At 68.1% G+C, this 26793-nt stretch carries 22 protein-coding genes; 12 read left to right on the top strand and 10 right to left on the bottom strand.

Annotation, left to right across the window (positions count from 1 at the left end; genetic code table 11):
* Positions 1–7: 7 nt before the first annotated feature.
* Together ASE43_RS15445 and ASE43_RS15440 are read right to left on the bottom strand one after the other, a co-directional pair.
* Positions 8–925, bottom strand: a complete 918-nt coding sequence (locus ASE43_RS15445) for an ABC transporter permease subunit (protein ID WP_056181047.1) — start codon at positions 923–925, stop codon at positions 8–10.
* Positions 922–2514 (bottom strand): peptide ABC transporter substrate-binding protein, encoded by a 1593-nt coding sequence (locus ASE43_RS15440; protein ID WP_157499978.1) that lies wholly within the window; start codon positions 2512–2514, stop codon positions 922–924. Before ASE43_RS15440 ends, ASE43_RS15445 begins: the two co-directional genes overlap by 4 nt.
* 212 nt (positions 2515–2726) lie before the next feature.
* On the opposite strand from ASE43_RS15440, the gene ASE43_RS15435 reads away from it, so the two are divergent.
* Positions 2727–4064, top strand: a complete 1338-nt coding sequence (locus ASE43_RS15435) for a glutamate--cysteine ligase (protein WP_157499293.1) — start codon at positions 2727–2729, stop codon at positions 4062–4064.
* A gap of 354 nt (positions 4065–4418) precedes the next feature.
* On the opposite strand, the gene ASE43_RS15430 is transcribed toward ASE43_RS15435, so the two are convergent.
* Positions 4419–5183, bottom strand: coding sequence for a tetratricopeptide repeat protein (locus tag ASE43_RS15430; protein WP_056181041.1), 765 nt, complete (start codon positions 5181–5183; stop codon positions 4419–4421).
* A gap of 174 nt (positions 5184–5357) precedes the next feature.
* Here ASE43_RS15430 and ppc point away from each other — a divergent pair, with 174 nt between their 5' ends.
* The 4 genes from ppc (at position 5358) to fghA (ending at position 10607) form a co-directional block, all read left to right on the top strand.
* Positions 5358–8096 carry a phosphoenolpyruvate carboxylase gene (gene ppc / locus ASE43_RS15425; protein WP_057161154.1) on the top strand — a complete coding sequence of 913 codons (2739 nt, stop codon included), beginning with the start codon at positions 5358–5360 and terminating at the stop codon, positions 8094–8096.
* Positions 8097–8310: 214 nt separating this feature from the next.
* Positions 8311–8586: a formaldehyde-responsive transcriptional repressor FrmR gene (gene frmR / locus ASE43_RS15420; protein ID WP_056181038.1), complete on the top strand. Its 276-nt coding sequence runs from the start codon at positions 8311–8313 to the stop codon at positions 8584–8586.
* A 79-nt stretch (positions 8587–8665) separates the two neighbouring features.
* A complete protein-coding gene (locus ASE43_RS15415; protein WP_057161153.1) occupies positions 8666–9775 on the top strand; it encodes an S-(hydroxymethyl)glutathione dehydrogenase/class III alcohol dehydrogenase in 1110 nt (369 codons plus the stop codon).
* Position 9776: 1 nt separating this feature from the next.
* Entirely contained in the window at positions 9777–10607 is an 831-nt protein-coding gene (fghA, locus tag ASE43_RS15410; RefSeq protein ID WP_056181035.1) for an S-formylglutathione hydrolase, read from the top strand.
* A gap of 338 nt (positions 10608–10945) precedes the next feature.
* On the opposite strand, the gene ASE43_RS15405 is transcribed toward fghA, so the two are convergent.
* On the bottom strand, positions 10946–11290 hold the full coding sequence (locus tag ASE43_RS15405; RefSeq protein WP_057161152.1) for a hypothetical protein: 345 nt from the start codon (positions 11288–11290) through the stop codon (positions 10946–10948).
* 236 nt (positions 11291–11526) lie between these two features.
* Entirely contained in the window at positions 11527–14985 is a 3459-nt protein-coding gene (locus ASE43_RS15400; protein ID WP_082607312.1) for an amidohydrolase family protein, read from the bottom strand.
* A 616-nt stretch (positions 14986–15601) separates the two neighbouring features.
* On the opposite strand from ASE43_RS15400, the gene ASE43_RS15395 reads away from it, so the two are divergent.
* Positions 15602–17053, top strand: a complete 1452-nt coding sequence (locus ASE43_RS15395) for an Hsp70 family protein (protein WP_057161075.1) — start codon at positions 15602–15604, stop codon at positions 17051–17053.
* A gap of 225 nt (positions 17054–17278) precedes the next feature.
* On the opposite strand, the gene ASE43_RS15390 is transcribed toward ASE43_RS15395, so the two are convergent.
* From ASE43_RS15390 to ASE43_RS15375, 4 genes are all read right to left on the bottom strand, one after another.
* Positions 17279–18226 (bottom strand): DegV family protein, encoded by a 948-nt coding sequence (locus tag ASE43_RS15390; RefSeq protein ID WP_056181030.1) that lies wholly within the window; start codon positions 18224–18226, stop codon positions 17279–17281.
* Positions 18227–18335: 109 nt separating this feature from the next.
* The gene (locus ASE43_RS15385; protein WP_057161074.1) at positions 18336–18965 is read right to left on the bottom strand and encodes a 2-hydroxychromene-2-carboxylate isomerase; all 630 of its coding nucleotides are present in this window, start codon (positions 18963–18965) and stop codon (positions 18336–18338) included.
* 11 nt (positions 18966–18976) lie between these two features.
* Entirely contained in the window at positions 18977–19381 is a 405-nt protein-coding gene (locus ASE43_RS15380) for a DUF1761 domain-containing protein (protein WP_056181025.1), read from the bottom strand.
* Positions 19382–19414: 33 nt separating this feature from the next.
* On the bottom strand, positions 19415–20122 hold the full coding sequence (locus ASE43_RS15375; RefSeq protein WP_157499976.1) for a hypothetical protein: 708 nt from the start codon (positions 20120–20122) through the stop codon (positions 19415–19417).
* Between the two features lie 102 nt (positions 20123–20224).
* Between ASE43_RS15375 and ASE43_RS15370 the strand changes: the two genes are divergently transcribed.
* The 5 genes from ASE43_RS15370 to ASE43_RS15350 all read left to right on the top strand — a co-directional run bounded on the left by ASE43_RS15370 (position 20225) and on the right by ASE43_RS15350 (position 24405).
* Positions 20225–21874: a diguanylate cyclase gene (locus ASE43_RS15370; RefSeq protein WP_082607311.1), complete on the top strand. Its 1650-nt coding sequence runs from the start codon at positions 20225–20227 to the stop codon at positions 21872–21874.
* Positions 21875–22573: 699 nt separating this feature from the next.
* A complete protein-coding gene (locus tag ASE43_RS15365; protein WP_255356393.1) occupies positions 22574–22924 on the top strand; it encodes a S24 family peptidase in 351 nt (116 codons plus the stop codon).
* A gap of 11 nt (positions 22925–22935) precedes the next feature.
* Positions 22936–23313 (top strand): hypothetical protein, encoded by a 378-nt coding sequence (locus ASE43_RS15360; RefSeq protein ID WP_057161071.1) that lies wholly within the window; start codon positions 22936–22938, stop codon positions 23311–23313.
* An 89-nt stretch (positions 23314–23402) separates the two neighbouring features.
* A complete protein-coding gene (locus ASE43_RS15355) occupies positions 23403–23846 on the top strand; it encodes a hypothetical protein (protein WP_056181004.1) in 444 nt (147 codons plus the stop codon).
* Between the two features lie 40 nt (positions 23847–23886).
* Positions 23887–24405, top strand: coding sequence for a hypothetical protein (locus tag ASE43_RS15350; protein ID WP_056181001.1), 519 nt, complete (start codon positions 23887–23889; stop codon positions 24403–24405).
* 69 nt (positions 24406–24474) lie between these two features.
* Here the strand turns inward: ASE43_RS15350 and ASE43_RS15345 are convergent, their stop codons facing one another.
* Entirely contained in the window at positions 24475–25923 is a 1449-nt protein-coding gene (locus tag ASE43_RS15345; protein WP_057161070.1) for a serine hydrolase domain-containing protein, read from the bottom strand.
* 337 nt (positions 25924–26260) lie between these two features.
* Between ASE43_RS15345 and ASE43_RS15340 the strand changes: the two genes are divergently transcribed.
* A complete protein-coding gene (locus ASE43_RS15340; protein ID WP_157499974.1) occupies positions 26261–26788 on the top strand; it encodes a hypothetical protein in 528 nt (175 codons plus the stop codon).
* Positions 26789–26793: the final 5 nt, after the last annotated feature.

Here is a 26793-nt window from a genome sequence, read left to right as displayed (position 1 = left end):
GGCGAGGCTAGTTCGTTTCCGCCAAACGCGGGTCCATGGCCGCGCGCAAGGCATCGACCAGGGCGTTGATCGCCACGATCAGCGCGCCCACCACCAGCACCACGCCCAGCACCAGGGTGTAGTCGCGGTTGAGCGCGCCCTGGACGAAGTAGCGGCCCATGCCGGGGATGCCGAACACCTGCTCGACCACGGCCGAGCCGGTGACTACGTTGATCAGCGCCGGCGACAGCCAGGCCGCGACCGGCAGCAGGGCGGGCTTCATCGCATGCGCCAACAGCAGACGGGTTTCGGACAAGCCGCGCGCACGCGCGGCCTTTAGGTAGTCGGCCGACAAGGTCTCCAGCAGCGAGGCGCGGGTGAGGCGCGCGCAGTAGGCGATGTTGGGCAAGGCCAGCGCGATCACCGGCAACACCACGTGGCTCCAGCCGCCCCAGCCGCCGGCCGGCAGCCAGTGCAGGCTTACCGCGAACAGCAGCACCAGCAGCGGCGCGGCGACGAACTTGGGAATCGCCAGCCCAAGGCCGGCCGCGAACATCAGCACGCGGTCGGTCCAGCGCCCGGCACGCAAGGCGGCCCAGGTGCCCAGCGGGATGCCCAGGATCAAGGCGAGCAATAGCGCGAGACCGCCGTTGAGCATCGACACCGGCAGCGCGCTGGCGATCAGTTGGGTCACGCGGTAGTCGGGGTATTGGAACGAAGGCCCGAGGTCGCCGCGCACCACATCGCCCAGCCAGGCCGCGTACTGCGCGGGCAGGGGGCGATCGAGCCGGTACTGCGCCGCGAGCGCGGCCTGCACCTCCGGCGGCGCCGCCTTCTCGGTGTCGAAGGGTCCGCCGGGCGCGGCGCGCAGCAACACGAAGCACAGCGTCGCCAGCAGCCACAGCGTGAGCACGGCTTCGAACAAGCGCGAGGCCCAGCGCTTCATGGCGTCGCCTCCAGGCTCAGCCAACGACTCGCGTGCCGGTCCAACGCATTGGATTCGTAGCCGCGCACGCGCTCGCCGACCAGATGCTTGGACGTGTAGTAGTACAGCGGGATCACCGCATCGGCGTTCAGCAGCCGGGTCTCGGCCGCGTGCAGCCAGGCGTTGCGCGCGGCCTCGCTCTTGGCCGCGTCGGCGCGCGCGAGGCGTTCGCGGAAGCCGGCGTCGTCGTAGCCGCTCCAGTTCAGGGGCCCGTCGCTGCCGAACGCGGCCAGGAAGTTGCGCGCATCGGGCACGTCGCCGATCCAGCCGCCGCGAAACACCTGGGTGATCGCGCGTTGGCGGCGGTTCTGCACGAACACCTTCCATTCCTCGTTGCGCAGGCGCACCTGCACGCCCAGGGTCTGGCGCCACATCGCCGCCACCGCCAACGCCAGCCGACGGTGCGGGGTGGAGGTGTTGTAGCGCAGCTCGATCACCAGCGGTTGAGCGTCCGAATAGCCGGCCGCGCGGTACAGCGCGCGCGCCTGGGCTTCGCGCTGGGCCTGGCTCAAGCCGGCCCAGGGCGCCGACGCCGGCGTGTAGCCCGCGATGCCCGGCGGCACGATGCCGTAGGCCGGCGTCTCGCCCAGGCCGGTGACGTGGCGGGTGAGCTTGTCGCGATCGATCGCCAGCGCCAGCGCTTGACGTAATTGCGGGGCGTCGCGCAGCGGCGGCCGGGTCAGGTTCATGCCCAACCAGAACGCGCCCAGGTAGGGCGACAGGCGCAGGCGTTCGCCGAAGCGCGCGCGCAGCGCGGCCAGCGGCTGCGGCGGCACCACCTCGGTAATGTCCAGATCGCCGGCGGCGAAGCGCTGCAGTTCCGCGGCCGCGTCCTCGGTCACGTGGTAGCGCACCTGCGCGATCGCGACCCGGGCCGCGTCGTGGAAGCGCGGATTGCGCTGCACCAGCAGGTTCGCCTGCGGCGTCCACGCCGCGAGCGTGTAGGCGCCGTTCGACACCAGCCGCCCGGGCCGGGTGTGCTGCGCACCGTGGCGTTCGACCGCGGGCAGGTAGACCGGGAACGCGATCGGCAGGGTCAGCAGCGCGGGCAACGACGCGCTGCGCTGCAGGCGGAACACCACCGTGCGCGCGTCCGGCGCCGACACGCCCAGCGCGCTGGGCGGCAGCCGCCCGGCCTGCACCGCCTGGGCGTTCTCCAGGGCGTCGAACAATTCGCCGAACGGCGCCGCGGTCGCCGGTTCGAACGCGCGCCGGAAGCTGGCGACGATCTGCGGCGCGTCCAGGATCTCGCCGTTGCTCCAGCGCAGGTCGGGGCGCAGCGCGAAGGTCCAGGTGCGGCCGTCGGCCGACACCGTCCAGCGCTGCGCCATGCCCGGCACCAGACGGCCGTGCGCATCTTCGGTGACCAGGCCCTCGTAGAGGTCGCGCAGCACGTTGCCGCAGGCCACCTCCTGACAGCGGTGCGCATCCAGCGTGCTCGGCTCGGGGCCGTTGCCGCGCTCCAGGGTCTGGGCAGGCACGGTCAGCGGCATCAGCGCCAGTAGCAGGGCCGAACCATAGCGTTGCAGGACGGACGTTGTTCGGCGCAAGGCGAGGGCTACACTGCCAGGGTCTGGTGATTGTAGGTCAGTGGCCGCATATCCCCGGAAACGGTACGGGCCGGAGCGTCGCAGGACGCCAGGGCCTTCCGCGCGTCGCAACGGCGGCGCGCGAGCAAGGCATCCCGCCTTGCAGCGGGGTGTCGACGAACGAGGTGCGCGTGTCCGGTCCCAGCCAGGTCAAGGATGTCCCGATTCCGCCGATGGCCAGCGGCGGTCGCACCGCGCTGATCGAGTATCTCGCGTCCGGCGTGCGCCACGACGACGACTGGAAGATCGGCACCGAGCACGAGAAGTTCGGTTACCGCACCGACGACCTGCGCCCGCCCACTTTCGACGGCGAGCGCGGCATCGAAGCCCTGCTCAAGGGTCTGACCCAGTTCGGTTGGGCGCCGGTGGAGGAGCACGGTCGGGTGATCGCGCTGACCCGCGACGAAGCCTCGGTGTCGCTGGAACCGGCCGGACAGCTGGAGCTGTCGGGCGCGCCGCTGGCGACCCTGCACGACACCTGTTGCGAGGCCGCCCAGCACCTGCGCGAAGTGCGCGCGGTCGCCGAGCCGATGGGGCTGGGCTTCCTCGGCATGGGCTTCCAGCCCAAGTGGCGCCGCGACGAAATGCCGTGGATGCCCAAGGGCCGCTACAAGATCATGCGCGAGTACATGCCCAAGGTCGGCAGCCTGGGCCTGGACATGATGACCCGCACCAGCACCGTGCAGGTCAACCTGGACGTGCGCGACGAAGCCGACATGGTGAAGAAGTTCCGCGTGTCGCTGGCCTTGCAGCCGATCGCGACCGCGCTGTTCGCCGATTCGCCGTTCACCGAGGGCAAGCCCAACGGCTATCTGTCCTACCGCTCGCACATCTGGACCGACACCGACCGCGACCGCACCGGCCTGCTCGATTTCGTGTTCGAGGACGGTTTCGGTTACGAGCGCTACGTCGATTATCTGCTCGACGTGCCGATGTACTTCGTCTACCGCGACGGCCGCTACATCGATGCCGCCGGCCAGTCGTTCCGCGACTACATGGACGCCAAGCTGCCGGCCTATCCCGACCAGCGACCGACTCTGAAGGACTGGGCCGACCACACCACCACCGCTTTCCCGGAAGTGCGTCTGAAGAAGTACCTGGAGATGCGCGGCGCCGACTCCGGCCCCTGGAACCGCATCTGCGCCTTGTCGGCGTTCTGGGTCGGTCTGCTGTACGACGCCAGCGCGCTCGACGCCGCCTGGGACCTGGTGCTGGACTTCACGCCCGAGGAGCGCCACGCCCTGCGCGACGGCGTGCCCAAGCACGCGCTGCAGTTGCCGTTCCGCGACGGCAAGGTGCTGGATCTGGCCCGCCGCGCGCTGGAGATTTCCGCGCACGGCCTGCGCCGGCGCGGCAAGCTCAACGGCAACGGCGCCGACGAATCGATCTACCTGGACCCGCTGCTGGAGTTCGTCGAACGCGGCCAGACCCCGGCCGAGCGCAAGCTGGAACTGTTCCACGGCGCCTGGGGCGGCAGCGTGGATCCGGTGTTCAGCGAGTTCGCTTACTGAATTTGGACTCGATTGCGGTGCGCCTTCGGCTTACCGCATCCTACTTAGGCTGAGGGAGCCGCTCTTTCTAGTCATTGCCGCGCCGTCGTCGCAGGCTGAGGGAGCCGCTCTTTCTAGTCATTGCCGCGCCGTCGTTGCAATATCTTGGCCGTCTGCTTTGGCTCGTCATTCCCGCGAAGGCGGGAATCCAGTGACTTGATTGAGTTCCGGCGTATCGCGTCGTTGAATCGAAGCCGATTCCTGCATTGGACCTTTGCACAGCGGCGAACCACCGCGCTGAAGGCACTGGATTCCCGCTTTCGCGGGAATGACGGCAAAGGCAGCAACAGCAACAGCAACAGCAGGCGGCGCGCCTCAGCCCGCCGGCCCGGTCATCAGCTGCTTAGATAACTGCTTGAGCTGATCCAGCGCCGGCTTGTTGATACGCCGCGCGTAAACCGGCAAACGCTTCGCCTTGGCCAACGCACGCTCGCACAGCGCACGCGCGGATTCCTGCTCGCCCCAGCCGACCAGGGCCTGCGCGTAGTAGGCATGCGCGTCGAAACCGCTGCTGTAGCCGACCAGCGCTTCGAACTCCTCGCGCGCCTTGGCGCGATCGCCCTCGGCCGCGACCGCGCGCGCATAGGTGAGGTGACCGTCCAGCGAGCGGAACTCCGGCCGGCGCCTGATCAACTCGTCCAGCATCTCGCGCGCGCGCCGCGCGTGGCCGCATTCCAGCAGCGCCCGCGCCAGCCGTACCTGGATGTCCGGATCGTCGGCATGGATGCCTTTGAGCGCGGACTCGTAATGCGTGGCCGCTTCCGAGGCGCGGCCGCTGGCGAGCAGGGCATCGGCCAGGCGCAGGCGGCGGTCGGTGGTGGGCGAATCCTCAAACGCGTCCTGCGCCTCGCGCAATTCGCGGGTCGGATCCAGCGCGCGCTTGACCCCGCCGACCAGGGCGCGGCCATGGCGGCTGTAGCGCATCTCCGGCAGCCAGATCGTCAGCGCGTAAATCACGCTGCCCAGCAGCGGAAACATGAAAAGGATGCCCAGCCAATAACGCTCCTGCCCACTGCGCACCGCGTGTACGGCGAAGAACAGCGCCACCAGCACGTGGACGCCCAAACCCAGGAACGGCATACGGTCTCCCCCGACCGGTAATAGAAGAATAGTGTCGGGCGCCGCCGGGCTTCTGGCTAGCGCGTCCGCGGGTGCGGAATATGTGCCGCAGATCGTTACGAATGCAACCAAATCGATCGCATCGAAATTGCTGCAACGCACAAGTTGCTGATATAGCCTAGCCGCATGAATGTCATGACCGACACCAGCGACGAACCCCTGCGCGCGGTCGATTTCGCGCCCACCGATGCCCTGCTGCGCGAAGACGTCAAAATTCTCGGCGCCCTGGTCGGCGAGATCCTGGCCGAGCAGCGCGGCCCCGGCTTTCTCGACGCGGTCGAGCGCCTGCGCCGCGCCGCGATCCGGCGCCGCGAGTCCGACCGCCCGATCGCCGCGCTGGCCGATGCGCTGGCCGACATCGACCTGGAGCAGGCCTCCGACCTGGTGCGCGCCTTCGCCACCTATTTCCAGGCGGTCAACCTGGCCGAGCGCGTGCACCGCATCCGCCGCCGCCGCGACTACGAGCGCAGCGGCGCGGCCGCGCAGCCCGGCGGCTTGCGCGACGTGCTGCTGGCGCTGTCGCACGAAGGCGTCGGCGCCGCCGAGCTGGCCGAACTGCTGCCGCGCCTGCGCATCGAGCCGGTGTTCACCGCCCACCCCACCGAAGCGGTGCGGCGCGCGCTGCTGGAAAAGGAGCGCCAGATCGTCGGCTGCCTGGTCGCCGACATCGACCGCGGCCGCACCCCGCCGGAGCGCCGCGCCGACCGCGAGCGCATCCGCCTGGCCCTGACCGCCAGCTGGCAGACCGCCGAAGCGCCCGCGGCCAAGCCCAGCGTGGCCGACGAGTTCGAGCACGTCGGCTTCTACCTGTCCGACGTGCTCTATCGCGTACTGCCGGTCTTCTACGAAATGTTCGAGGAAGCGCTGCGCGAAGCCTATGGCGACACGCCGGTGCTGCCCGACGTGCTCGGCTTCGGCACCTGGGTCGGCGGCGACATGGACGGCAACCCCAACGTCGGCGCCGACACCGTCGCCGCGACCCTGGCCGGGCAGCGCGCGCTGGTGCTGCGCGCGTATCGGCGCGATCTGGATGCGCTGGGCGAACTGCTGAGCCAGTCGGTGACGCGGGTGAAGGTCGACGAAGCCGTGCTCGCGCGGGTCGAGGATTACAGCTACCTGCTGCCCAAGGCCGCCGCCGCGCTCAAGCCGCGCCACGCCGACATGCCGTACCGCAACCTGCTCAGTCTGATGTCGGCGCGCCTGCAGGCCACCGCCGACGAGAGCGTGCACGGCTATCCCGACGTGGGCGCCTTCCTGGCCGACATCGCCGCCATCGAGGACAGTCTCAACGCCAATCAGGGCGGCCACGCCGGCGGCTTCGCGGTGCGCCGTCTGCGCCGCCGCGCCGAATGCTTCGGCTTCCATCTGGCCAGCCTGGATCTGCGCCAGGACTCGGCCACCCACGACGCCGCGCTGGCCGCCCTGCTGGGCGATGCGGATTGGGAAACGCGCGCGCCGGCCGAGCGCGCGCAGCGCCTGCATGCCCTGCTCGACGGCAGCGCGCCGCCGCGCAGCGACGGCAACGGCGCCGCGCGCGCCAGCCTGGACGTGTTCCGCGCGGTCGCGCGTCTGCGCCCACGCTACGGCGAGCGCGCGTTCGGGCCCTACATCGTCAGCATGAGCCGCAGCGCCGCCGACGCCCTGGCCGTACTCGCGCTGGCGCGCACCGCCGGTTGCGTGGACGCGGCCGGACGCGTGCCGCTGGACGTGGCGCCGCTGTTCGAAACCGTCGACGATCTGGACGCCGCCGCCGACACCCTGCGCGCGCTGTTCGCCGACCCGGTCTACCGCGCCCATCTGGATGCGCGCGGCGGCCGCCAGGTGGTGATGCTGGGCTATTCCGACAGCGCCAAGGACGGCGGCATGCTGGCCTCGCGCTGGGCGCTGCAGCAGACCCAGGTCGCGCTGACCGCGCTGGCTCACGACAGCGGCGTGCGCATCGCCTTCTTCCACGGCCGCGGCGGTTCGATCAGCCGCGGCGGCGGCAAGACCGAGCGCGCGGTGATCGCCGCGCCGCGCGGTTCGGTCGACGGCTTCCTGCGCTTGACCGAGCAGGGCGAGGTGATCCATCGCAAGTACGGCATCCGCGCGATCGCCCTGCGCAATCTGGAACAGACCACCGGCGCTGTGCTGCGCGCGACCCTGCGCCCGCGCCCGCCCGAACCGCGCGAAGCGGGTTGGCGCGCGATCGCCTCCGAGCTGGCCCTGGCCGCGCGCGCGCACTACCGCGCGTTGGTGCACGAGGACGCGTTGTTCCCGGCCTACTTCCGTGCCGCTACGCCGATCGATGTGATCGAACGCCTGCGCATCGGGTCGCGCCCGGCCAAGCGCGCGGGCGCCGGCGATATCGGCTCGCTGCGTGCGATCCCCTGGGTGTTCGCCTGGTCGCAGAACCGCGCCGGCCTGACCGCCTGGTACGGCGTCGGCACCGCGCTGGAGCAGGCGCTCGCGCGCCACGGCCGCGAGACTCTGGCCGAAATGGCTCGCGATTGGCCGTTCTTCACCACGCTGATCGACGATTTGGAAATGGTGCTGGCCAAGTCCGACCCGGCGATCTTCGAGCGCTACTCGCTGCTGGCCGCGGCCCTGCCGGAAGGCGATCTGCATGCGCGCTTTCATCCGGGTATCGCCGCCGAGTTCCAGCGCACGCGCGAGGCGGTGCTGGCGATCAAGGGCAGTCGCGAGCTGCTGGTGGGCGATCACCGCCTGCGCCAGTCGATCCGCCTGCGCAATCCCTACGTCGATCCGATCAGCCTGCTCCAGGTCGATCTGCTGGCGCGCTGGCGCGCTGCCGGTCGCCCCGATGACGCCCTGCAGCAGGCGCTGGTGGCGACCGTCAACGGCATCGCGGCCGGCGTGCAGAACACCGGCTGAGCGCGCCGAGTAGCTGCGCGCGCTCTAAAAGCAAATCCCCCCTAGCCCCCCTTTTTCAAAGGGGGGAATCGTGGTGTGTCCGGCGCTAATCGGCGCCCCCTTTGAGAAGGGGGCGAGCGCCCGGCAGAACTTCAGCGCGGGGATACGCGCCCTTCTGCGCGCGGCCTTTGATACTATCCCCCAGTATCCAGCGCTCGTCGTCCGAGGCCATGCCATGCCCCATTCTCCGGCAGAGAAAAAGCGCGTCCTTACCCGCGTGCGTCGCATCAAGGGCCAGACCGAGGCCCTGGAGCGCGCGCTGGAGCAGGGCAGCGAATGCGCGGCCGTGCTGCAGCAGATCGCCGCGATCCGCGGCGCGATCAACGGCCTGATGTCGGAAGTGCTGGAAAGCCATATCCGCGAGGAGCTCGGCCAGGCCGTGTCCTCGCAAAAAAACCGCAGCGCCAGCATCGACGAAGTCGCCGCGCTGGTGCGCTCGTATCTGAAATGAGTCCGTTCCCACGCAACCCGCGGCGCCGCATCGCGTCGCCGCCCGCAAACGCAGGAGTGTCATCCCCATGAGCCGGGTCATCAAAAGTCGCGCCGCCGTTGCCTTCGCCGCCGGACAGCCCTTGCAGGTCGTCGAGATCGACGTCGAGCCGCCGCGCAAGGGCGAGGTGCTGGTGCGCATCGTCGCCACCGGCGTCTGCCACACCGATGCCTTTACCCTCAGCGGCAACGATCCCGAAGGCCTGTTTCCGGCCGTGCTCGGCCACGAGGGCGGCGGCGTGGTGGTCGAAGTCGGCGAAGGCGTCACCAGCGTCAAGCCCGGCGACCACGTGATCCCGCTGTACACGGCCGAATGCCGGCAGTGCAAATTCTGCCTGTCGGGCAAGACCAATCTTTGCCAGGCCGTGCGCGCCACCCAGGGCCGCGGCGTGATGCCCGACGGCACCTCGCGTTTCAGCTACAACGGCCAGCCCATCCATCACTACATGGGCTGCAGCACCTTCAGCGAATACACCGTGGTGGCGGAGATCTCGCTGGCGGTGGTGAACCCCGAGGCCGCGCTGGAGAAGGTCTGCCTGCTCGGCTGCGGCGTGACCACCGGCATCGGCGCGGTCCACAACACCGCCAAGGTCCAGCCCGGCGACACCGTCGCGGTGTTCGGCCTGGGCGGCATCGGCCTGGCGGTGATCCAGGGTGCGGTGCAAGCCAAGGCCGGCCGCATCATCGGCATCGACACCAATCCCGGCAAGTTCGCGCTGGCCAAGCAGATGGGCGCGACCGATTGCGTGGACCCGACCGAACATGCGCGCCCGATCCAGGAGGTGCTGGTGGAGATGACCGACGGCGGCGTGGATTACAGTTTCGAATGCATCGGCAACGTCCACGTGATGCGTTCGGCGCTGGAGTGCTGCCACAAGGGCTGGGGCGAGTCGGTGATCATCGGCGTCGCCGGCGCGGGCCAGGAAATCAGCACGCGTCCGTTCCAGCTGGTGACCGGCCGGGTCTGGCGCGGCTCGGCCTTCGGCGGCGTCAAGGGACGCACGCAGTTGCCGGGCATGGTCGAGCAGGCCATGAAGGGCGAGATCGACCTGGATCCCTTCATCACCCACACCCTGCCGCTGGAACGCATCAACGAAGCCTTCGACCTGATGCACGAGGGCAAGTCGATCCGCACCGTGATCCACTACTGACATGCAGCGCAGCGAAGCCCACGCCAGCCACGGCGGCCGCCAGGAAGTCTGGCAGCACGATTCCAGCGCGCTCGGTTGCAGCATGCGCTATGCGGTCTACCTGCCGCCGCAGGCGCAGCACCAGGCTTGCCCGGTGCTGTACTGGCTGTCGGGCCTGACCTGCAGCGAGCAGAACTTCATCACCAAGGCCGGCGCGCAGCGTTACGCCGCCGAGCATGGTCTGATCCTGGTCGTGCCCGACACCAGCCCGCGCGGCGCCGACGTGGCCGATGCCGACGGCTACGACCTCGGCCAGGGCGCCGGCTTCTACCTCAACGCCACCCGCGAGCCCTGGGCCAAGCACTACCGCATGTACGACTACGTGGTCGAGGAATTGCCGGCGCTGGTCGATGCGCACTTCCCGACCACCAGCGCGCGAGGCATCAGCGGGCATTCGATGGGCGGGCACGGCGCGCTCACCATCGCCCTCAAGAACCCCGGCCGCTATCGCAGCGTGTCGGCGTTCTCGCCGATCGTTGCGCCCTCGCAGGTGCCTTGGGGCGAGAAGGCCTTCGCCGCCTACCTGGGCGAAGACCGCGAAGCCTGGCGCGAATGGGACGCGACCGAGCTGATCGCGCAGGCACGCGAGCGCCTGCCGCTGCTGGTCGATCAGGGCGAGGCCGACGAGTTCCTGGCCACGCAACTGAAACCCGAACGGCTACGCGCGGCCTGCGAGAAGGCGGGCCATCCGTTGCAACTGCGCCTGCGGCCGGGCTACGACCATAGCTACTACTTCATCGCCAGCTTCATCGGCGAGCACATCGCGCATCACGCGGCGGCATTGCGGGGGTAAGCGAAGCTGGTAGCGGGGGCGGGATTTGAACCTGCGACGTCCGCGAAGCAAATCCCCCTCAATCCCCCTTTTTCAAAGGGGGAAGACAAGCGGCGGCGCGGTTCGCTCCCGTCAAGGTGCAGTTCCCCTTTCGAGCCGCTGTTCCCCCTTCGATGTGCAGTTCCCCTTTCGAGGCGCTGTTCCCCCTTCGATGTGCAGTTCCCCTTTCGAGGCGCTGCTCCCCCTTCGATGTGCAGTTCCCCTTTCGAGGCGCTGTTTCCCCTTCGATGTACAGTTCCCCCCTTTGAAAAAGGGGGGCTAGGGGGGATTTGCTTTTGAGCCTGCCAAGCCCCAGCCCCTCAAGCCGCCGTCACATCCCGCAGCTCCCACCCCGTGCCCGCCAGCAAACGCATGCGGTGCTTGAGCACAGTGCCGGGAATGGTCGAGGTCAACACCAGATCGATATGCAGATCGTCCTGCTGGCCGTCGACGGTGGCGCTGGGATCGGTGGCGCCGAGGCTGGCGTCGACCTCGTCCGGATCGGGCTGCAGCGCGCGCCAGCGTTCGAACAGGCGATCGTTCCGCAAGGCATCCTGCAATTGCTCGGCGAAGCCCTCGGCGCTGACCGCGGAGAACGACAACGAGGGCTCGCTACCGCGCGCGCGCTCGGCGTCGGGAAGGCTGAGGTAATAACGGGTGGCCATCATGGCGTCTCGTGCGGGAACTGACCCTAGCCTAGGACGGCGAACATGCGTGGTTTGTGAACGGCATGCGTCGAATCCGCGGCGTTGCGACGGCGGTCCGCCTGGGGCGGGTTTAGGCCCGCCCAGGCGCCCGCGTGCGGCGGGCCCGGACGATCCCGCCCCGGGCTCCGGCGCAAGCCTGTTCCCGGCGCGACGGCCCGACGCCACGGGCGCCGCGCCGCCGCACGGGTCCGGCCTCAGTCCTCGTGCACGTGCGCGCCATGCCCCTTCGGGCAATGGCAGACCGCGGTCGGGCCGAATTCGACGCCGAAAGTCTGGCCGTCGCGATGGCGCTGCCAATAGAAGTTCGGCGCCTTCTCTGCGCGGTTGCCGATCTCGGCCATGTCGGCGTCTACGTCGAACAGGCGGCCGTCGACCATCACATAGCGGGTGTCGGCGGTGGCGCGGATGTTCTGCAGCGGGTTGTCGTTCAACACCACCAGATCGGCCTGCTTGCCGGTTTCCAGCGAGCCCAGCTGCTTGGACAGGCCGAGCAGATCGGCACCGTCGATGGTCGCCGCGCGCAGCGCCTCGAAGTTGCTGAAGCCGCCCTGGGTCAACGACCAGATCTCCCAGTTCGGCGACAGGCCCTGCAACTGGCCGTGGCCGCCGATCTGGATCTTGATGCCGGCGTCGCGCATCTTCTTGGCCGACTTGGCGACCTCGATATGCCAGTAGTCCCAGTCCGGCGCGATCTCGCGCCGGATCGAGCGCGCGTCCAGGGTCTCGCGCGGGAAGAAGCGGTTGAGCTTCTTGTCTTCCCAGACGTTATCGCGCGCGTACCACCAGTACTCGCCCGAGGTGCCGCCGTAGCTCACCACCAGGGTCGGGGTGTTGCGCACGTCGGTCTGGCGCCACAGCTCGATCACGTCCTTGTACAGCGGCGCCACCGGCAGGTTGTGTTCGACGCTGGTCACGCCGTCCAGCACCATGGTCATGTTGTGGTGGAAGGTCGAACCGCCCTCCTCGACCACCAGCATGCCCAGCTCGCGCGCGGCCTGGTCGATCTGCTGGCGCTGTTCGCGGCGCGGCTGGTTGTAGCTCTTGACCGAGAACGCGCCGTTGGCCTTCATCCGGCGCAGGTGGCTGCGCGCGTCCTCCAGCGAGTTGACCACGGCTTTGAAGTCGCCGTCGGCGCCGTACAGGATGGTGCCGGTGGAGAACACGCGCGGGCCGACCATGCGCCCGGTCTTGACCAGCTCGGCTTCGGAGAACACGAACTCGGTGGTGGCCGAGGGATCGTGCATGGTGGTCACGCCGAAGGCGAGGTTGGTGTAGTAGGCCCAGTTCTGCTGCGGCACCACGCCCTGGCCGAAATGCGCGGCGTGCGCGTGCACGTCGACGTAGCCCGGCACGATGGTCTTGCCGCTGGCGTCGATGCTGCGCGCACCGGCGGGGATGCTCACCGAGGCCGAGGGCCCGACCGCGACGATGGTGTCGCCACGGACCACCACGGTGCCGTCCTCGATCACTTCCTGGGTCTTCTCGGCATCGCGCATGGTGACGATGCGCGCATGGGTGAAGGCGACCGTGTCCTTGGGCGCGTCCACGGCCACGCTCAGGCCGACCGCGATGCCGCCCTCGTTGCTGGGCTTGGGCAGTTCCTTGGGCGCGCCGGGCAGGAAGGCGAAGCTCTGGCGCAGATCGCGCGAGTAGTAGCGGTCGCCGACCATCCAATGCAGCGATTCGGAGTCCGCGCTCCAATGCAGATAGCTGCCGACGTCGGCGCTGACCTGGGTGACCGGCATGGCCTTGCTGTCCTTGGACAGCTCCACCGCGGTGCCGGTGGCGACCAGCGGTGCGACGTAGGCGTTGAACAGCTCGGTGAAGGCGATCCAGTTGCCGTCCGGGCTGATGCTGACCGAGTCGACGTACTTCAGGCTGTAGACCTCGCGCGCGTCCTCGCCGTGCAAGCCGACCGACATCAGCTTCTTCTTCAGGCCGCCGCCGGTGAGGTAGTACACGCGCGTGCCGTCGGCGCTGAACTGCGGGGACTCGCCGCTCTCGGCCACGCGCACCGCCGCGCCGCCGTCGGCCGCCATCACGTAGACGCCCTGATCGCGCGACCACAGGCTGCCGGTGAGCCCGCCGCCGCCGCTCTTGCTGTAGACGATGCGGCGGCCGTCGGGCGAGAAGCGCGGGCTGTAGTAGAAGCCCGGTTCGCGGCTGAGCTTGCGCGCGCCGCCGCCGCTGGCGTCGGCCACGTAGATCGCGGTCAGGTCCTGATCGGACCAGGTGGTGTACAGCAGCTTGCGGCCGTCGGCGCTGAAGCTGGGCTGGTACTCGTAATGGCTGTCGTCGCGGGTCAGGCGCTCGGGCGTGCCGTCGGGCAGGCGCTTGCGCCACAGATGACCGACGGCGTGGAAGATCAGGGTCTTGCCGTCGGCGCTGGTGGCGACATCGCGGATCATCTTGGGCGAGAAGCGGCCTTCGTCCAGGGTCTGCTCGAAGCGCAACGGCGCGGTCACGGTCTGATCGACCTGGGCGGTGAACGGGACGTTGCTGGCCTTGCCGCTGGCCATGTCCACGCGCCACAGCTTGCCCTGGCCCCAGATCACCACCGCGCGCGAGTCCGGCGTCCAGTCGAAGTTCGCGTAGGGGCCGAAGATCGCCCAGGCCTCCTGCTGATCGTGCGAGAGACCGTCCCAGACCGGACGCACTTCGCCGCTGGCCAGGTCCATCACGTGCAGCACGGATTTGTCGCGCACGCGCTTCACGAACGCCAGCGACTTGCCGTCGGGCGAGGGCTGCGGCCGCACCGCGCCGCCGGCGGTGGAGATCAGGGTTTCGCTCTTGCCGGTCTGGCGGTCCAGACGCTTGATCGCGTAGATCGTGTCGTGGACGTTCTTGTTGTACTGGAACGAAGGACCGCCGGTGACGTCCTCGGAGTAATAGACGTAGCGGCCGTCCGGCGAGACCGCCGGTTCGCCCAGGTCCTGCTGGTCGTTCTTCTGCTTGGTCAGCTGCAGGCCGCCGCCGCCGGAGGCGTGGTACAGCCACAGCTCGCCGGCGCCCAGCGAGCGTTCGCCGGTGAAGTGCTTGCGCCCGATCAAATAGCGCCCGTCGGGCGTCCAGGCCGGGTTGTTGAGCAGGCGGAAGTCTTCCTTGCTTACCTGGACCGGATTGCTGCCGTCGGTACGGATGCGCCACAGGTTGTTGCCGCCGCCGCGGTCGGAGGTGAAAGCCAGCTCGCGGCCATCGGGCGAATAGCGCGGCTGCACGTCCCAGGCCGGGCCGCTGGTCACGCGCTGGGCGGCGCCGCCGCCGATGGGCAGGCGATACAGATCGCCCAGCAGCGAGAACGCGAGCTCGCGCCCGTCCGGCGAGACGTCCACGTCCATCCACGTGCCCTCGTCGGTCTCGAAGCGCACGCTCTTGGTTGGGCCGTGCGCGGCCGACACGTCCCACTTCTTCTCGTCCTTGGCTTCGCCGGGCTTGCTCGCGCCCTTGGCGGTCTGGGCCGATGCGCGCGCCGGATCGTTGCCGGCCGGGTCCAGGGCATCCTGCTCCAATTGATCGCGCGGCTTGTCGGCCTTGTCCTTGTCCTGCGGCGCGGGTTGCGGCGCCGGCTGCGGCGACGGCGGGTTCTGGGCGAGCGCCGGTGTGGCGGCGAGGGCGCTGGCGAGCGCGAGGACGAGCAGGCGGTGGCTGGGCATCGGGTCGGGTTCGGTTGGACGAGGTCCGAGCCTAACCCGCGCGGCGGCGCCGGCCCTGGGTCGAAAGTCGTGTGCGGGGCGTTGCGGGCCGCAAAAGCAAATCCCCCTCGATCCCCCTTTTGCAAAGGGGGAGGCTTAAAGCAAAGGTTCGAAGCCCGCGTCGTTACGAATCGGAAGGCGCACCACTCCCCTTTCAGAGTCGCACCGCTCCCCTTTCAGAAGGCGCACTGCTCCCCCCTTAGAGGGCGCACCGTACCCCCTTCAGACGCGCCGCTCCCCCTTCAGAAGGCGCACTGTTCCCCCTTTAGAAAGCGCACAGTTCCCCCCTTTGAAAAAGGGGGGCTAGGGGGGATTTGCTTTTCGAACACGCCAGGCTGCATCGCCACGTGATGCCGGCATGACGCGACGCTTTCATCGCCTCACGACCCACCAGGCCGGGCCCAGGGCGCAGCGAGAGGTCCTCCGACACGCGATTTACGCCATCCGACGCCCGCTTGCGCCGCGCAGGCGCCGCGGACGGCGCGGCTCCGCCTAGCGAATCGAGACCCGCGCGATTCAGGCCACGACCGCGCGCAGCGAGTATCCTTGCGCGCCGCAAACCAGTCCCCGTGGCGTTATGAAGATCGGCATCGATTTCGGCACCAGCTACTCCGCCGCCGCGGTGGTGATCGACGGCGCGGTGCGCACCGTCCACTTCGGTGACGAGCAGCAGTTCCGCACCACGGTGTATTTCCCCGAGGCCGTGCCCGACGCGAATCAGTTCGAGCTGACCGACGCGCTCGAAGCCGAGGTCGATGCCCTGGTGCGCAGCGCCCGCGCGCAGCAGACCCGTGCCGCGAGCGAGGCCGTGGCCGCGCGCCGCGAGCAGGCCGCGCGCTTGCCCGTCGATCAGCGCGAGGCGGCGCTGGCGCTGATTTCCGCGCCCGTGCAGCGCAGCGACACCGACCTGCGCCGCGATGCGATCCGCGCGGTGCGCCGGCACTGGCTGGAACAACAGGTACGCGAAGCGCGCGCCTCGGCGGCATCCTTGCAGAACGCGGTGTACGGCGAAGAGGCGGTCGAGGCCTATCTCGCCGAAGGCTTCGGCAATCTGGTGCAGTCGCCCAAATCGATGCTGGGCTATCAACTGGCGCCGAATGTGCGCCAGACCATCGTCGGCATCGCCGGCTACATCCTCGAACACATCCGCCTCAGCGCCAGTCAACAGCTAGGCGCCAATGTGCGCTCGGCCGTGCTCGGCCGGCCGGTGCAGTTCCGCAGTTCGATGGGGGCGGCCGGCGGCGACCAGGCGCTGGCGATCCTGACCGAAGCCGCGGCCGGCGCCGGATTCGACGAGGTCAGCTTTCTCGAAGAGCCGGTCGCCGCGGCGCTGGGCTACCACGCGCAAAGCGCGCACCGGCATCGCACCCTGGTGGTCGATATCGGCGGCGGTACCACCGACATCACCCTGGCCGAGGTCGGCGGCGCCGAGGAGCCGCTGGTGCTGGGGTCCTGGGGCATCGCGCGCGGCGGCGTCGACGTGGATCTGTCGCTCAGTCTGTCGCGCTTCATGCCGCTGTTCGGCAGAGGCGCCACGCGAGTGCCGGCGCATCACTTCGTCGAAGCCGCGACCGTGCACGATGTGGTGCGCCAACGCGATTTCCAGCGCCGCGACAGCTACCGCGAAGTCGCGGCGCCGTTCGGCCCGCGCCTGATCGCCCTGCAGCAAGGCGGCAACACCACGCGCCTGAGCCGGGCGGTGGAGTCGGCCAAGATCGTCTTGAGCGCGCACGACGATCACCGCGCCGAACTGGACTACATCGAGCCCGCGCTGGCGCTCGCGACCGGCGCGCAACACCTCGCTCAAGCGGCGGAGCCGTTTCTGGGCTTCTTGTCCGAATTGCTGCGCGAGGTCGGGGAAGAAATCGGCGAGCCGCCCGCGGCGGTGTTCCTGACCGGCGGCATGTCGCGCGCGCCGTATGTGCGCGAGGCGGTGCAGCGCTGTTTCCCCAGCGCGCGCCTGGTCGCGGGCGATCCTTCCCTGGGCGTGGTATCGGGCTTGGCGTTCGCGGCGGCTCGGGCGGCTTGATCGGCCAGCCACGACGGTCGCGCGGCGATAGCGGGCGCGGCGTTGTGGGCCGCAAGAAGCAAATCCCCCTCAATCCCCCTTTTTCAAAGGGGGAGGCTCACAGCAAACGTTCGAAGGCAGCGTCGTTTCGAATCTGACGACCTGCCTTTCCCCCCTTTGAAAAAGGGGGGCTAGGGGGGATTTGCTTTTAGCGCAGACAGGCGTCGACGCCCGAAACACCGCGCCTCAATCCTCGAACTTGCTCCCACCCTCGGCCGCAAAACCCGCCGCCACACCGCCCTTGCCGATGTTGACCATGCTGGTCAGGCTCATCACCGCCTCGAACAGCTCGACGTTGTGATCGCGGCAGGTGTCGCGCAGGCGCTCGTAGCCGGGCAGGGTGCGCATCTCCTCAAGCTCGCCGCCATAGCTCAGGCACATGGTCGGCGTCATCAGCCCGTCGCGCACGCGCTTGCCGCAGTAGTCGAACAACTTCTGCGTCGCGGCTTCGAAGCCCTTGATCTTGGCCACCGGCCCGGTCTCGCCGCGGTTGCAGTGCAGCACCGGCTTGATGTCGAGCATCGTGCCCAGGGTGGCGCTGAGCAGGCTCACGCTGCGGTCGCCGCGCACGCGGGTGCGCGCGCGGATGTAGTTCAGGTCGCGCGGAATCAGATAGCCCTGGGTGTGCAGGGCCAGGTTCTCCAGGCGCGCGCGGATCTTCGGCGCGCCCTCGCCGGCGTCGCGCAGGCGCACCGCCTCGACCGGCAGGATGCCCTGGGCGGCGAACAGGTTTTGCGAATCGATCACCCGCAGCGCGAACGGCGTGTTGTTGCCGGCGGCCATGCGCACCGGCTTGTAATCGTTGAGGATGGCGAAGCTGGCCTGGTTGGCGTTGTCGTAGATCGGGCTGCGCGTTTTCGTGATCGTCATGCAGAACACGTAGTCGTAGTCGATCGCCAACTGGCTCACGAACAAGTCGCGCACCTGCTGCACCGTAAACGGGGTGGTCTCGGCCTCGAAGCCGCGTTCGGCCAGGTGCGTCTGCAGGAAGTGCAGGGTGGCTTCGGGGTTGCGATGGTCGGTCAGTACCGCCTCGCCGATCCGCACCGTGACCGGCAGCAGATGGATATCGTGCTGCTGCAGGTACTCCAACGGCAGATCGCAAGCCGAATCGACGACGAGTCCGATGCGCATAGTCCCCCCCCGGGTGTTGGGCGCCAAGACATTTCGAATTGTGACCGGCAGCATACCCGGCATGCGACAAGGCCGTGTCTACGGCCCTGAACGGAGGTCCCGGGGTCGTTCAGGCTTGGCGCCGCACCGCCACAGGCAAGGTGCCCACGCGCTGCATTTCGGGGTCGGCGAGCACCGCCGGGTCGCGCAGCGCGGCCAGGGCGAAGTCGTGGGCGTCGTTGCCCCAGAACATGCCGCCGTCGAACGCCAGGGTGGGCACGCCGTACACCCCGGCCGCGATCGCGGCCTCGGTGTTGGCGCGCAGCGCGGCCTTGGTGGCCTCGCTGCCGATATCGTCCGGCGCCACGCCCAGCGCGGCCGCCAGCGGCGCCAGCGCTTCGACGCTGTCGCCGGCATGGCCTTCGCGCCACAGCCAGTCGAACACCGCGTCGACCGCCTCCGGCGTGCTGCCGGCGGCCACGCACAGGCGCAGCGCGGGCAGCGGGTTGAACGGATGCGCGGGCGGAAAACGCAGCGGCACGCCTTCCTGGCGCGACTGCCACAGTACGTGGCGGTAGGTGAACTCGCGTTTGCCCGGAATCTCGGCCGGGCCCTTCTGGCCGCACGCGGCCAGCACCGCGCCGAACACCACCGGCACCGGTCGCAATGTCGCGGTCGCCGGCGGCAGCGCTTTCACCTTCTGCCAGGCCAGATAGGAGAACGGGGAAATGAAATCGAAGTACCAGTCGATGACGGTCATGGGCCTGCTCCTCAGCGCCACGCGCCCAGGATCACCCCGTACAGGATGAACTGGAGGATGTGGTAGCCGCTGTCGATCATCCACAGCTTGAGGCTGCGCTGGGCGAAGGCGTAGTTGATGCCGAAGCTCATCGCCACGAAGAACAAGCCGACCACGAAGCCCACCCCGAAGCCGTCCGCCGCGCCGGCGCCGGTGGGCAGCAGCACGGTGAAGATCAGCGCCGACAGCAGGCTGCACACGAAGGCGATCGCGAAGATCCGCGCCGGGTGCCGCGGCGCCGAATCGGGATCGATCCCGGCCTCACGGCACCAGGCCTTCTTGAACAAGGGCCCATACCAGATCCCGCCTAGCAGGAATGCGGACGCGGCCGCGGCGATCACCGCCAGCCAGTTGAAGTCGATGGTCGGGAGGGTCATGCCTGGGAACTCCGGAGCAGGGACGAGACGGCTTCAGCAGCCGACGGATTCGTAGGTGGATACCGCGTGCAGCAGCTCGCCGTCCCTGGCGCGCGACGACAGGAACAGCGTCGGTCGCGAAACGTTGTAATGGTCGGTGGTATCGAAGATCAGGTCGAGCTTGCCGTCGCGGTCGAGGTCGCCGGCGAACAGCAGTTGCGGCGTGGCGTCGTCGCCGAGCAGGACGATGTCGACCTCGCGCCGGGCGTCCACCCGCATCAGCGCCTGTTCGACGCCGCCGGCCCCGACCAGCACCACCGCGCAGCGCGCGACCGGCGGATCGCCGCGCATGGGCGGGCATTGCGTGCGGATGCGATAGTCCCGGCCGGCGAACTCGAGCCGGTAGCTCGGCAGTGCGCCGTCCTGGCTGCGTTCGGGGATGCGCGCCGGGGTCACCTTGCCCGCGGCCAGGCCGCTGCCGCGCAGGTAGGCCAGGACCTGGGCGCCCTCGGCGTCCGGGTCCGGTTCCAGCGCCGACGACACGCGCCGGCCGCTGGTCTGGCCGGGCTCGTCCAGGATCGGGTCTTCGACCGCCCGCACCCGCAGCCGGGTCGCGGTCAGCGAAGCCGCGTCCGCGGTGGCGCGCAGGGCCAGCCAGGTTTCGCCGTCGTGCGCGACCGGCTCGTCGCCATGGAACTGCCCGGGCGGTTGCAGCGCGATCGCGGCGGCCAGCAGCAGCGGCGGCAATGACAACGATGGCATCTGGGGCGTCCTGCGGTCCGGTCGAACGCCGCCAGCATACGTCGCGCGGGGGCTTGTGGCGCGCGGCGACCGGGCCGACACTGGCGCGGACGCGGGGAGCCGATGAAACGAGTCTGGATCGCGGCCTGTCTGGTGCTGTGCAGTGTCTGCGTGCAGGCGTGGGCCGCCGGCATCGTGCGCGTCGAACGCCTGACCCAGCCCCCGCCTGCCTCGTTCGAGACCCTGCGCGCGCTGCCCGACACGGCCTATACCGCGCAGTCCGGCCCGCCCCAGCTCACCGGCGCTCAGGACGGCCGCGGCTGGTGGCGCCTGCGTCCGGAGTCCTCGGAAGAGCCGCGCGTACTGCTGGTCTATCACCCCTTCAGCGCCCGCGTCACCGTGCTGGCGCCGCCCGACTACCGCGCGCGCAGCGCCACCATCTTCGATCCCGGCACCCAGGTCAGCCATTCGCGGCGCGCGCTGGCGTTTCCGCTGAGCGCGGCCGGCCCGGTCTACGTGCGCGTCGAGGGCGCGCGCTATCCCCTGCAGATCGCGGTGCGTTCCAGCGAGGACTACGCGGTCGAGGACCACCGCCACGTGCGCGTGCTCTGGCTCAGCATGGGCATCCTGGTCGGCGTGTCGCTGGTGGTGCTGCTGTTCTGGACCCAACTGCGCGAGCGCGTGTACCTGCTGTTCTCGGCCAGCATGATGCTGCAGCTGCTGTACGTGCTGTGCGCCTACGGCGACGCCTACACGCTGCCGGTGCTGGCCTGGCTGGGCCGTTTCGGCGTGGCCGGCATCTGGTTCGTCGCCACCTCCTCCACCATCGTCACCGTGCTGTTCCTGATCGAGTTCGCCGACCTGCGCCCGCGCGCGCCGTGGCTGACGCGCGCGCTGCTGGTCGTGGGCGCGTGGCTGCCGCTGGCGCTGCTGATCGGCCTGGTCTCGCCGTGGCCGGTCAGCAAGGCCTGGTTCCCGCCGCTGGGCAACGGCCTGCTGATGCTGGCCAACGTGCTGGCGGTGGTCGCCCTGGCCACGGTCTGGCTGCGCGGCGGCCGCCACGCCGGCTTCGTACTGATCGCATGGGTCCCCCTGGTCACAGTATCGACCGCGCGCGCGATGCAGCTCAGCGCCGGCGTGCCGCTGACCTCGCTGCTGGAATACGGCCTGCCGGTGATGCAGGCCTTCGCCGCCGTGGTCCTGGTATTGGGCCTGGCCGATCGCATGCTCACCTTCCGCCGCGAACGCGACGTCGCCCAGCTGCACGCCGAACACGACGCCCTGACCGGCGTGCTCAACCGCGCCGGCATCATCACCCGCCTCAACCGCGCGGTGGTCGAGGCGCGGCGCAAGCGCCAGCCGCTGTCGGTGCTGTTCCTGGACCTGGACCACTTCAAGGCCATCAACGACACCTACGGCCACCCCATCGGCGACGCCTGCCTGTGCGCGGTCACCGAGAGCATCCATTCTGAAACCATGCCGCTCTACCAGCTCGGCCGCATCGGCGGCGAAGAATTCCTGCTGCTGCTGCCCGGCGTAGGCGACGCGGTCGCGCGCGACACCGCCGAACAGATCCGCCGCAAGGTCGAGCGCCGCTGCCGCGAGGTCAAGGGCGTCCCGGTCGCGCTCACCCTCAGCATCGGCGTGGTCGAGTGCGGCCCGGAAGACAGCGCCGCCACCTTGATCCAGCGCGCCGACGCGGCCATGTACCGCGCCAAGCACGAGGGGCGTAACCGGGTGGTGTTGTTGGATACGCAGACCAACGCGGTGTAGGGTGCCGCGATGCCGGAATCCGACACTCTCTGTCTTTTGCTCGCTCCGCTAATCCTGCCAACGACCTTGCTCGCCTGGATCGGCTGTCGGCGAATGGTTGAACAGGGTGACAATGGCGAATCCCAAACGATCGATGGCAGTCCAGCGCGTCGGCGTGTGTCCACTTGGTAACAGTGCACTTGGGCTGAGACTATGTCGTACCTCGATCAGCGCCAGGTGTCCGGCAGCATGAATAACCAGTTCGATTTGTCGGACCAATGGCGGGACTATCGAAGCCGAGCGCGATGGTTCGCATGGCTTATAGTCTCAGGATTTCCCATGGCCGCACTAGTAGCGCTATCGCTGACGCGTCCAACTTTAAAGTTGATCATGCTGGGCGCTGCGCTGTTGTGGCTGGTTGGGCTCATTGTCGCTGCGGTGCGCTTGCAGTTCTTTCCTTGTCCGAATTGCGGTCGCCCATTCGCATTCAAGTATCTCAATGACATTCCGACTCTGGTAAAGGCGTGCAGACATTGCGGGTTGGAGAAATGGCAGCATTGATCAACGGCGGGGCCAATAGAAGCCAAATGTCGACATTGGCCGCACTGCACAAAATGAATCTTATGGCCGCCTCCGTCTACGGGCTGGTCAGTTTCTGGGTGTGCTCGTCCTATCAACTCTGGGGCACGCATCCGGTGGGGCACGCATTCCCCGCAGCCAGTGCCGCCACTTCGGCGATCTGGCGCCTGCACTGCTGCAACTGGGTATTTCAGGTGGAGTGCATGTATCGCCAAACTCAAGAACGGAAAGACGGTGGCGCTCCGCCCGCGCGGCGGCTCGATGACGGGAAAGATCGAATCGGGGCAGCTGTGCACAGTCGAGCCGATCGCGGACCTCTCGGCCTTGAACGTGGGAGACATCGTGCTGTGCAAGGTGAACGGAAACGAATACCTCCACCTCGTCAAAGCCATCCAGGGACAGAGGTTTCAGATCGGCAACAACCGTGGCTTCATTAATGGCTGGATCGGGCCCAGCGCGATCTACGGCATTTGCACGAGAGTCGAGGCCTGAGCCCGGCCGCCATGACAGCGCCCGATGAAAGCTCCAACATCTACGCGGCGCCCTCCGCGCGTCCCCTCGAGGACCCGGGAAAGCCGTTCCGATATCGCTTCTGGTTGACGAGCTTGCTTTCCAGCGTGGCGATGCCTGTTGTCTGGTACGTTTTTCTGACATCGTCGCCTTCTGTCTGGGGAGCCGCCCTTCTGCTCCTGGGGTGCTGGCTGATTCCGGTGTTCTGGATTCTGCTCCCGCAGATCCGACAGCCGGACGGATTTGCAGGGATCACCTCCGGGCGATTCATCGGCGTGTCCGCTGCCTATCTGGCGGTCGCGTTCGTCGCAAACTGCGTGCTACTGATCGGCCTCATGTACCTCGGGGCCCTCCTGTTCGGAGTGGATTAAGCCCGCCCGCAGTCGCCCGCTTCGCTTGTGTTTGTCGTGTGTGAGGACCGACACTGTGGATGCCTTGGACAGGTTTGGGGGTGGGCTGCATGAAGAAGCTCTTGCTGCTCATGACGTTCGCCGCATCCGCGACCGTCGCTCAGGCGCAAGACGCACGACCTGCCGCGACGGCCGAGTATCAGGCATGTCTCGAAGAGTCCGAGCAGGCTCGAAAGGAATGCTCCTTCGGCGGTTGCGGCAACATCCTGGGCGCCTGCTACGAACGGCAGATCGCCGTACTCGAGCAGGACAGCGCACGGGTTGCCGAGCGCGTCCAAGGTGCGGCATGCGCCGAATCCGCCGAAAAAGTTGTCGCGGAGTTCAGTGGGCTTGAGGCTAGCTTGACCAAGCTTCGGCAGTTCGACGGCACCTGGCCGGGGTTCGAGCTTCGCGTCGAACTGGCGGAGGCAAAGAACCAATCGCTGAAACTGCTGGCTTCCGAATGCACAGAGCCTAAGCAGCCCAGCGCGCCGGTACGCGAAGAGGAAAGATGAGTCGTATATCGATGGGGATGGGATGAAGCGATACTGGTCAATGCTGATGCTGCTATGCACGCTCCTGTCGGTGGGCTGCTCGTCGGCGCAAGACGGCTTTGTCCCCAGGGCGCCGCTACGTCACCTTGCGCTGACGTTCGACAAGAGCCAATGGACGACGGCCATCGAAGGCGCCGGTGCGGAAGACTCCACTCGGTTGATGATCCTGGACCGAGCGCGCGGTGTGGTCGTGGGCGTTACCGAGTTCGAAAGCTTCAAACCCACTCGGATGCAATCGGTGCTTGCGCGGCAACTGAGCGATGGGTTGCGCATCGAGTTCAATAGCGTCGTGCCGGCCGATCCTGATTTGCCGGCGCAGGCGCTGGCGCTCCCTGCCGACTGGACCTGCGACCATCACGTCGTCACCAAGCGTCCCGGCTCTGAAACGCGCGCTTACACCAGCTGTGCGCGCTCGACCATGACCTGGTTCGCCAACCTGATCGTCATCACGCCGGTGGATGCCACGGAGGCCGAGATCGAGGCGGCGAATGCAGTGCTGAAGAGCATACGCACGGACTAGTTTCTAGTATCGGATGTTGCGCCGATAGGGGGCGACACCGCTACGTCTTTCCGCGCCCCGGGCGTAGCGCTATCGCGCTTCGCCTGCCTTTGCCCGCCCGGCGAGTCGATGCGCCTTCTCGTACAGCGCCTTCGCCTTGTGCTGGTCGCCCTTGGCGGCATGCGCTTCGGCCAAGCTGTCCCAGGTGTTGGGCGAGTTCGGAAAGAGCACGGTGTTCAGTTCGAACACGCGCAGCGCGGAATCGATACCCAAGTTCTCCCGAACGGAATAGCCCGCTGTGTTGATGGCGCGCTCCAGCTCGGCATCGTTCAGTAGATGCTGGGCGCGGATCGATCCAGCCTGTGCCTGCGCATCGTCTTTGACCGGCGCTTGCAAGGAGTAGCGTACCAGCGCCTCCGACAAGGTCTCCGTCGGGAACTGCTTCGGCGCCACCACCGCCATCGCGCTGCCCACCAGCACGCGCGACCAGACGTTGCGCACGCTGCCGTTGGTCAGGTAGGCGAATACGTAAACATCGCCGTCCAGCGAGCCCTGAAACAGCACGCGCACCCGCACGCGCGTGCCGCCGTCGTGTCCGACCTGTCGATAGGTGCCGCTCTCGCCGTACTCCCACCCGGCCGCGAACCCGCCGCGTCGCCCGTTGGCCAGCGTGCGCGGCTGCCAGAGCCGGCGCAGCGTGGCTTTGCCCACCAGCTCGCCCGAGGTCACCGCTTTCAAGAACCGGCCAAGATCGTCCAACGTGAGGTACAGCCCGGCGTGGCCGTGGGCATAGTCCGGCCAGTCGATATCCTGCTCCGGTACCAGGCGCCCGTCCTTGCCGACGTAGCTGCGCACTACGCCTTGCGTGGGTAGCGCAGCCGGGCTCAGCCAGGTGTGCCCCAGTTGCAGCTTGCGCACGATGCGCTCATCGGCGATCTGCGCGTACGGCTTACCGTAATGGGCCTCCAGCAGCGCGGTCAGCACCAGAAAGTTGCTCTGCGTGTAGCGCGTGTCGGTGCCGGTGGCGAACTGCAGGGGCGTATCGGCCAGCGACGCGAACACCGCCGGCAAATCTCCGGGAAACGCCATGGCGGTTGAGGCCGCCCCGTCCTGCCGTTGAGCGAAGTACTCCGGTACGCCAGAGGTGTGGTCCAGGAACTCGCGCATGCGAATGGCCTGCCAAGTTTTCGGCAGGCCGGGTACGTAGGCGCTGGCGGGCCTGTCCAAGTCCACCTGACCCTGCTCGACCAACTGCATGATCAAAATGCTGGCGAACAACTTGCTTAGCGAGTAGGCGGCGAACACGTGATCGGCCGTGACCCGCTCATGGCGCTCGACGTCGGCCTCGCCATCCGCGCCGCAGAACAACACCTCCCCATTGTGCGCGACCAGCAGGGCCTGCCCGGCGATGCCGTAGCGCTGTCGATTGACCTCCATCTGCCGGGTCAGCGCGGCGGACAGCGCCTCGTCCGCGAAGGCCGCGCCCGGTAACAGCAAGGCCAGCGCGAGCAGCATCGTCAGGGTGCGCCTGAAGGTCATCCTATCTCCCATAGTGGTGAAGCGTCCCGGCGATCGTGGCGGCATCGCTGCGCGCGCCACCTGGACACCATCGCGACCATTAGCTTGCCCGATAGACGAAGAGTTTCCTTGCTTGAAGCCCACCGGTTCAGCGCATTGTCCCCAAGGCGGAGCGGCGGAATCGCTTGCCCGGTCGCGGAGGTAGGTCCGACAATCGTCCGACGGCTATCCAAGGGGGACGGATGCGTATCCACAGCGTCGAGATCTATTTCGGCTGGGCCGACCGCGCGAACATGCGCCGTCCAGACCGCCAGGCCCTGGCATGCCTGTTGTTTCGCGACAGCTTAGGAGATGGCCGATGACCGCAAATCTGACCGCATGCCGACGTCCGTTGCCAGATCCCGGTCGACCCCAGTCATGCAGGGTGGCGATAGCGATACTGGCGATGGGGCTGGCATCGTGCGCTTCCACGCCGCGGCTCAACGACCCCGCGATGTGCGAGCAACTGGACGCCTGGGCAAGCGCCGTCGCCGCGAACAGCGTCAGTACCGTCAGGCTAAGCCGCGGCGGCACCTGGATGGTCGACCATTACAAGACTTGCGAACACAGCGACGACGATGCCGCGCGAAGATTCTGCAGTTGGGCGATGGAGTATGCGTCCACCGAGTTTATGGAGGTAAACATCAATAGGGCCCTAAGTTGCCTGCAGGGCCAACGAATCGCGGGTCCCGTCGGAAACACGGGTGTTGAGTCCTGGTCGGGCAAGACTTCGTTCTACAGTCCCCAGTTGGCAGCCGACAACCTCTCCGTCGATATGGAGTACTTCATGGACAATTCCAAGGATGACCGGGTGGACTTCCTCCAGATCACCCTTGGGGTCAAGTAGCTGGC

Origin of the sequence: Lysobacter sp. Root983 (genome assembly GCF_001429345.1) — a bacterium.
GTDB lineage: Bacteria > Pseudomonadota > Gammaproteobacteria > Xanthomonadales > Xanthomonadaceae > Lysobacter.
Note: the sequence above shows the minus strand (reverse complement) of the source record. Positions and strands in the feature narration are given on the sequence as shown.

Bases quoted from the DNA above. Each gene is read 5' to 3' on its own strand.
- frmR (WP_056181038.1), top strand. From the start codon at position 8,311: ATGCCCCATTCTCCGGCAGAGAAAAAGCGCGTCCTTACCCGCGTGCGT.
- ASE43_RS15430 (WP_056181041.1), bottom strand. From the start codon at position 5,183: ATGCCGTTCCTGGGTTTGGGCGTCCACGTGCTGGTGGCGCTGTTCTTC.
- ASE43_RS15395 (WP_057161075.1), top strand. From the start codon at position 15,602: ATGAAGATCGGCATCGATTTCGGCACCAGCTACTCCGCCGCCGCGGTG.
- ASE43_RS15445 (WP_056181047.1), bottom strand. From the start codon at position 925: ATGAAGCGCTGGGCCTCGCGCTTGTTCGAAGCCGTGCTCACGCTGTGG.
- ASE43_RS15355 (WP_056181004.1), top strand. From the start codon at position 23,403: ATGAAGAAGCTCTTGCTGCTCATGACGTTCGCCGCATCCGCGACCGTC.
- fghA (WP_056181035.1), top strand. From the start codon at position 9,777: ATGCAGCGCAGCGAAGCCCACGCCAGCCACGGCGGCCGCCAGGAAGTC.
- ASE43_RS15370 (WP_082607311.1), top strand. From the start codon at position 20,225: ATGAAACGAGTCTGGATCGCGGCCTGTCTGGTGCTGTGCAGTGTCTGC.
- ASE43_RS15435 (WP_157499293.1), top strand. From the start codon at position 2,727: ATGGCCAGCGGCGGTCGCACCGCGCTGATCGAGTATCTCGCGTCCGGC.
- ASE43_RS15360 (WP_057161071.1), top strand. From the start codon at position 22,936: ATGACAGCGCCCGATGAAAGCTCCAACATCTACGCGGCGCCCTCCGCG.
- ASE43_RS15385 (WP_057161074.1), bottom strand. From the start codon at position 18,965: ATGACCGTCATCGACTGGTACTTCGATTTCATTTCCCCGTTCTCCTAT.
- ASE43_RS15345 (WP_057161070.1), bottom strand. From the start codon at position 25,923: ATGACCTTCAGGCGCACCCTGACGATGCTGCTCGCGCTGGCCTTGCTG.
- ASE43_RS15380 (WP_056181025.1), bottom strand. From the start codon at position 19,381: ATGACCCTCCCGACCATCGACTTCAACTGGCTGGCGGTGATCGCCGCG.
- ASE43_RS15400 (WP_082607312.1), bottom strand. From the start codon at position 14,985: ATGCCCAGCCACCGCCTGCTCGTCCTCGCGCTCGCCAGCGCCCTCGCC.
- ASE43_RS15340 (WP_157499974.1), top strand. From the start codon at position 26,261: ATGACCGCAAATCTGACCGCATGCCGACGTCCGTTGCCAGATCCCGGT.
- ASE43_RS15390 (WP_056181030.1), bottom strand. From the start codon at position 18,226: ATGCGCATCGGACTCGTCGTCGATTCGGCTTGCGATCTGCCGTTGGAG.
- ASE43_RS15350 (WP_056181001.1), top strand. From the start codon at position 23,887: ATGCTGATGCTGCTATGCACGCTCCTGTCGGTGGGCTGCTCGTCGGCG.
- ppc (WP_057161154.1), top strand. From the start codon at position 5,358: ATGACCGACACCAGCGACGAACCCCTGCGCGCGGTCGATTTCGCGCCC.
- ASE43_RS15405 (WP_057161152.1), bottom strand. From the start codon at position 11,290: ATGGCCACCCGTTATTACCTCAGCCTTCCCGACGCCGAGCGCGCGCGC.
- ASE43_RS15375 (WP_157499976.1), bottom strand. From the start codon at position 20,122: ATGCCATCGTTGTCATTGCCGCCGCTGCTGCTGGCCGCCGCGATCGCG.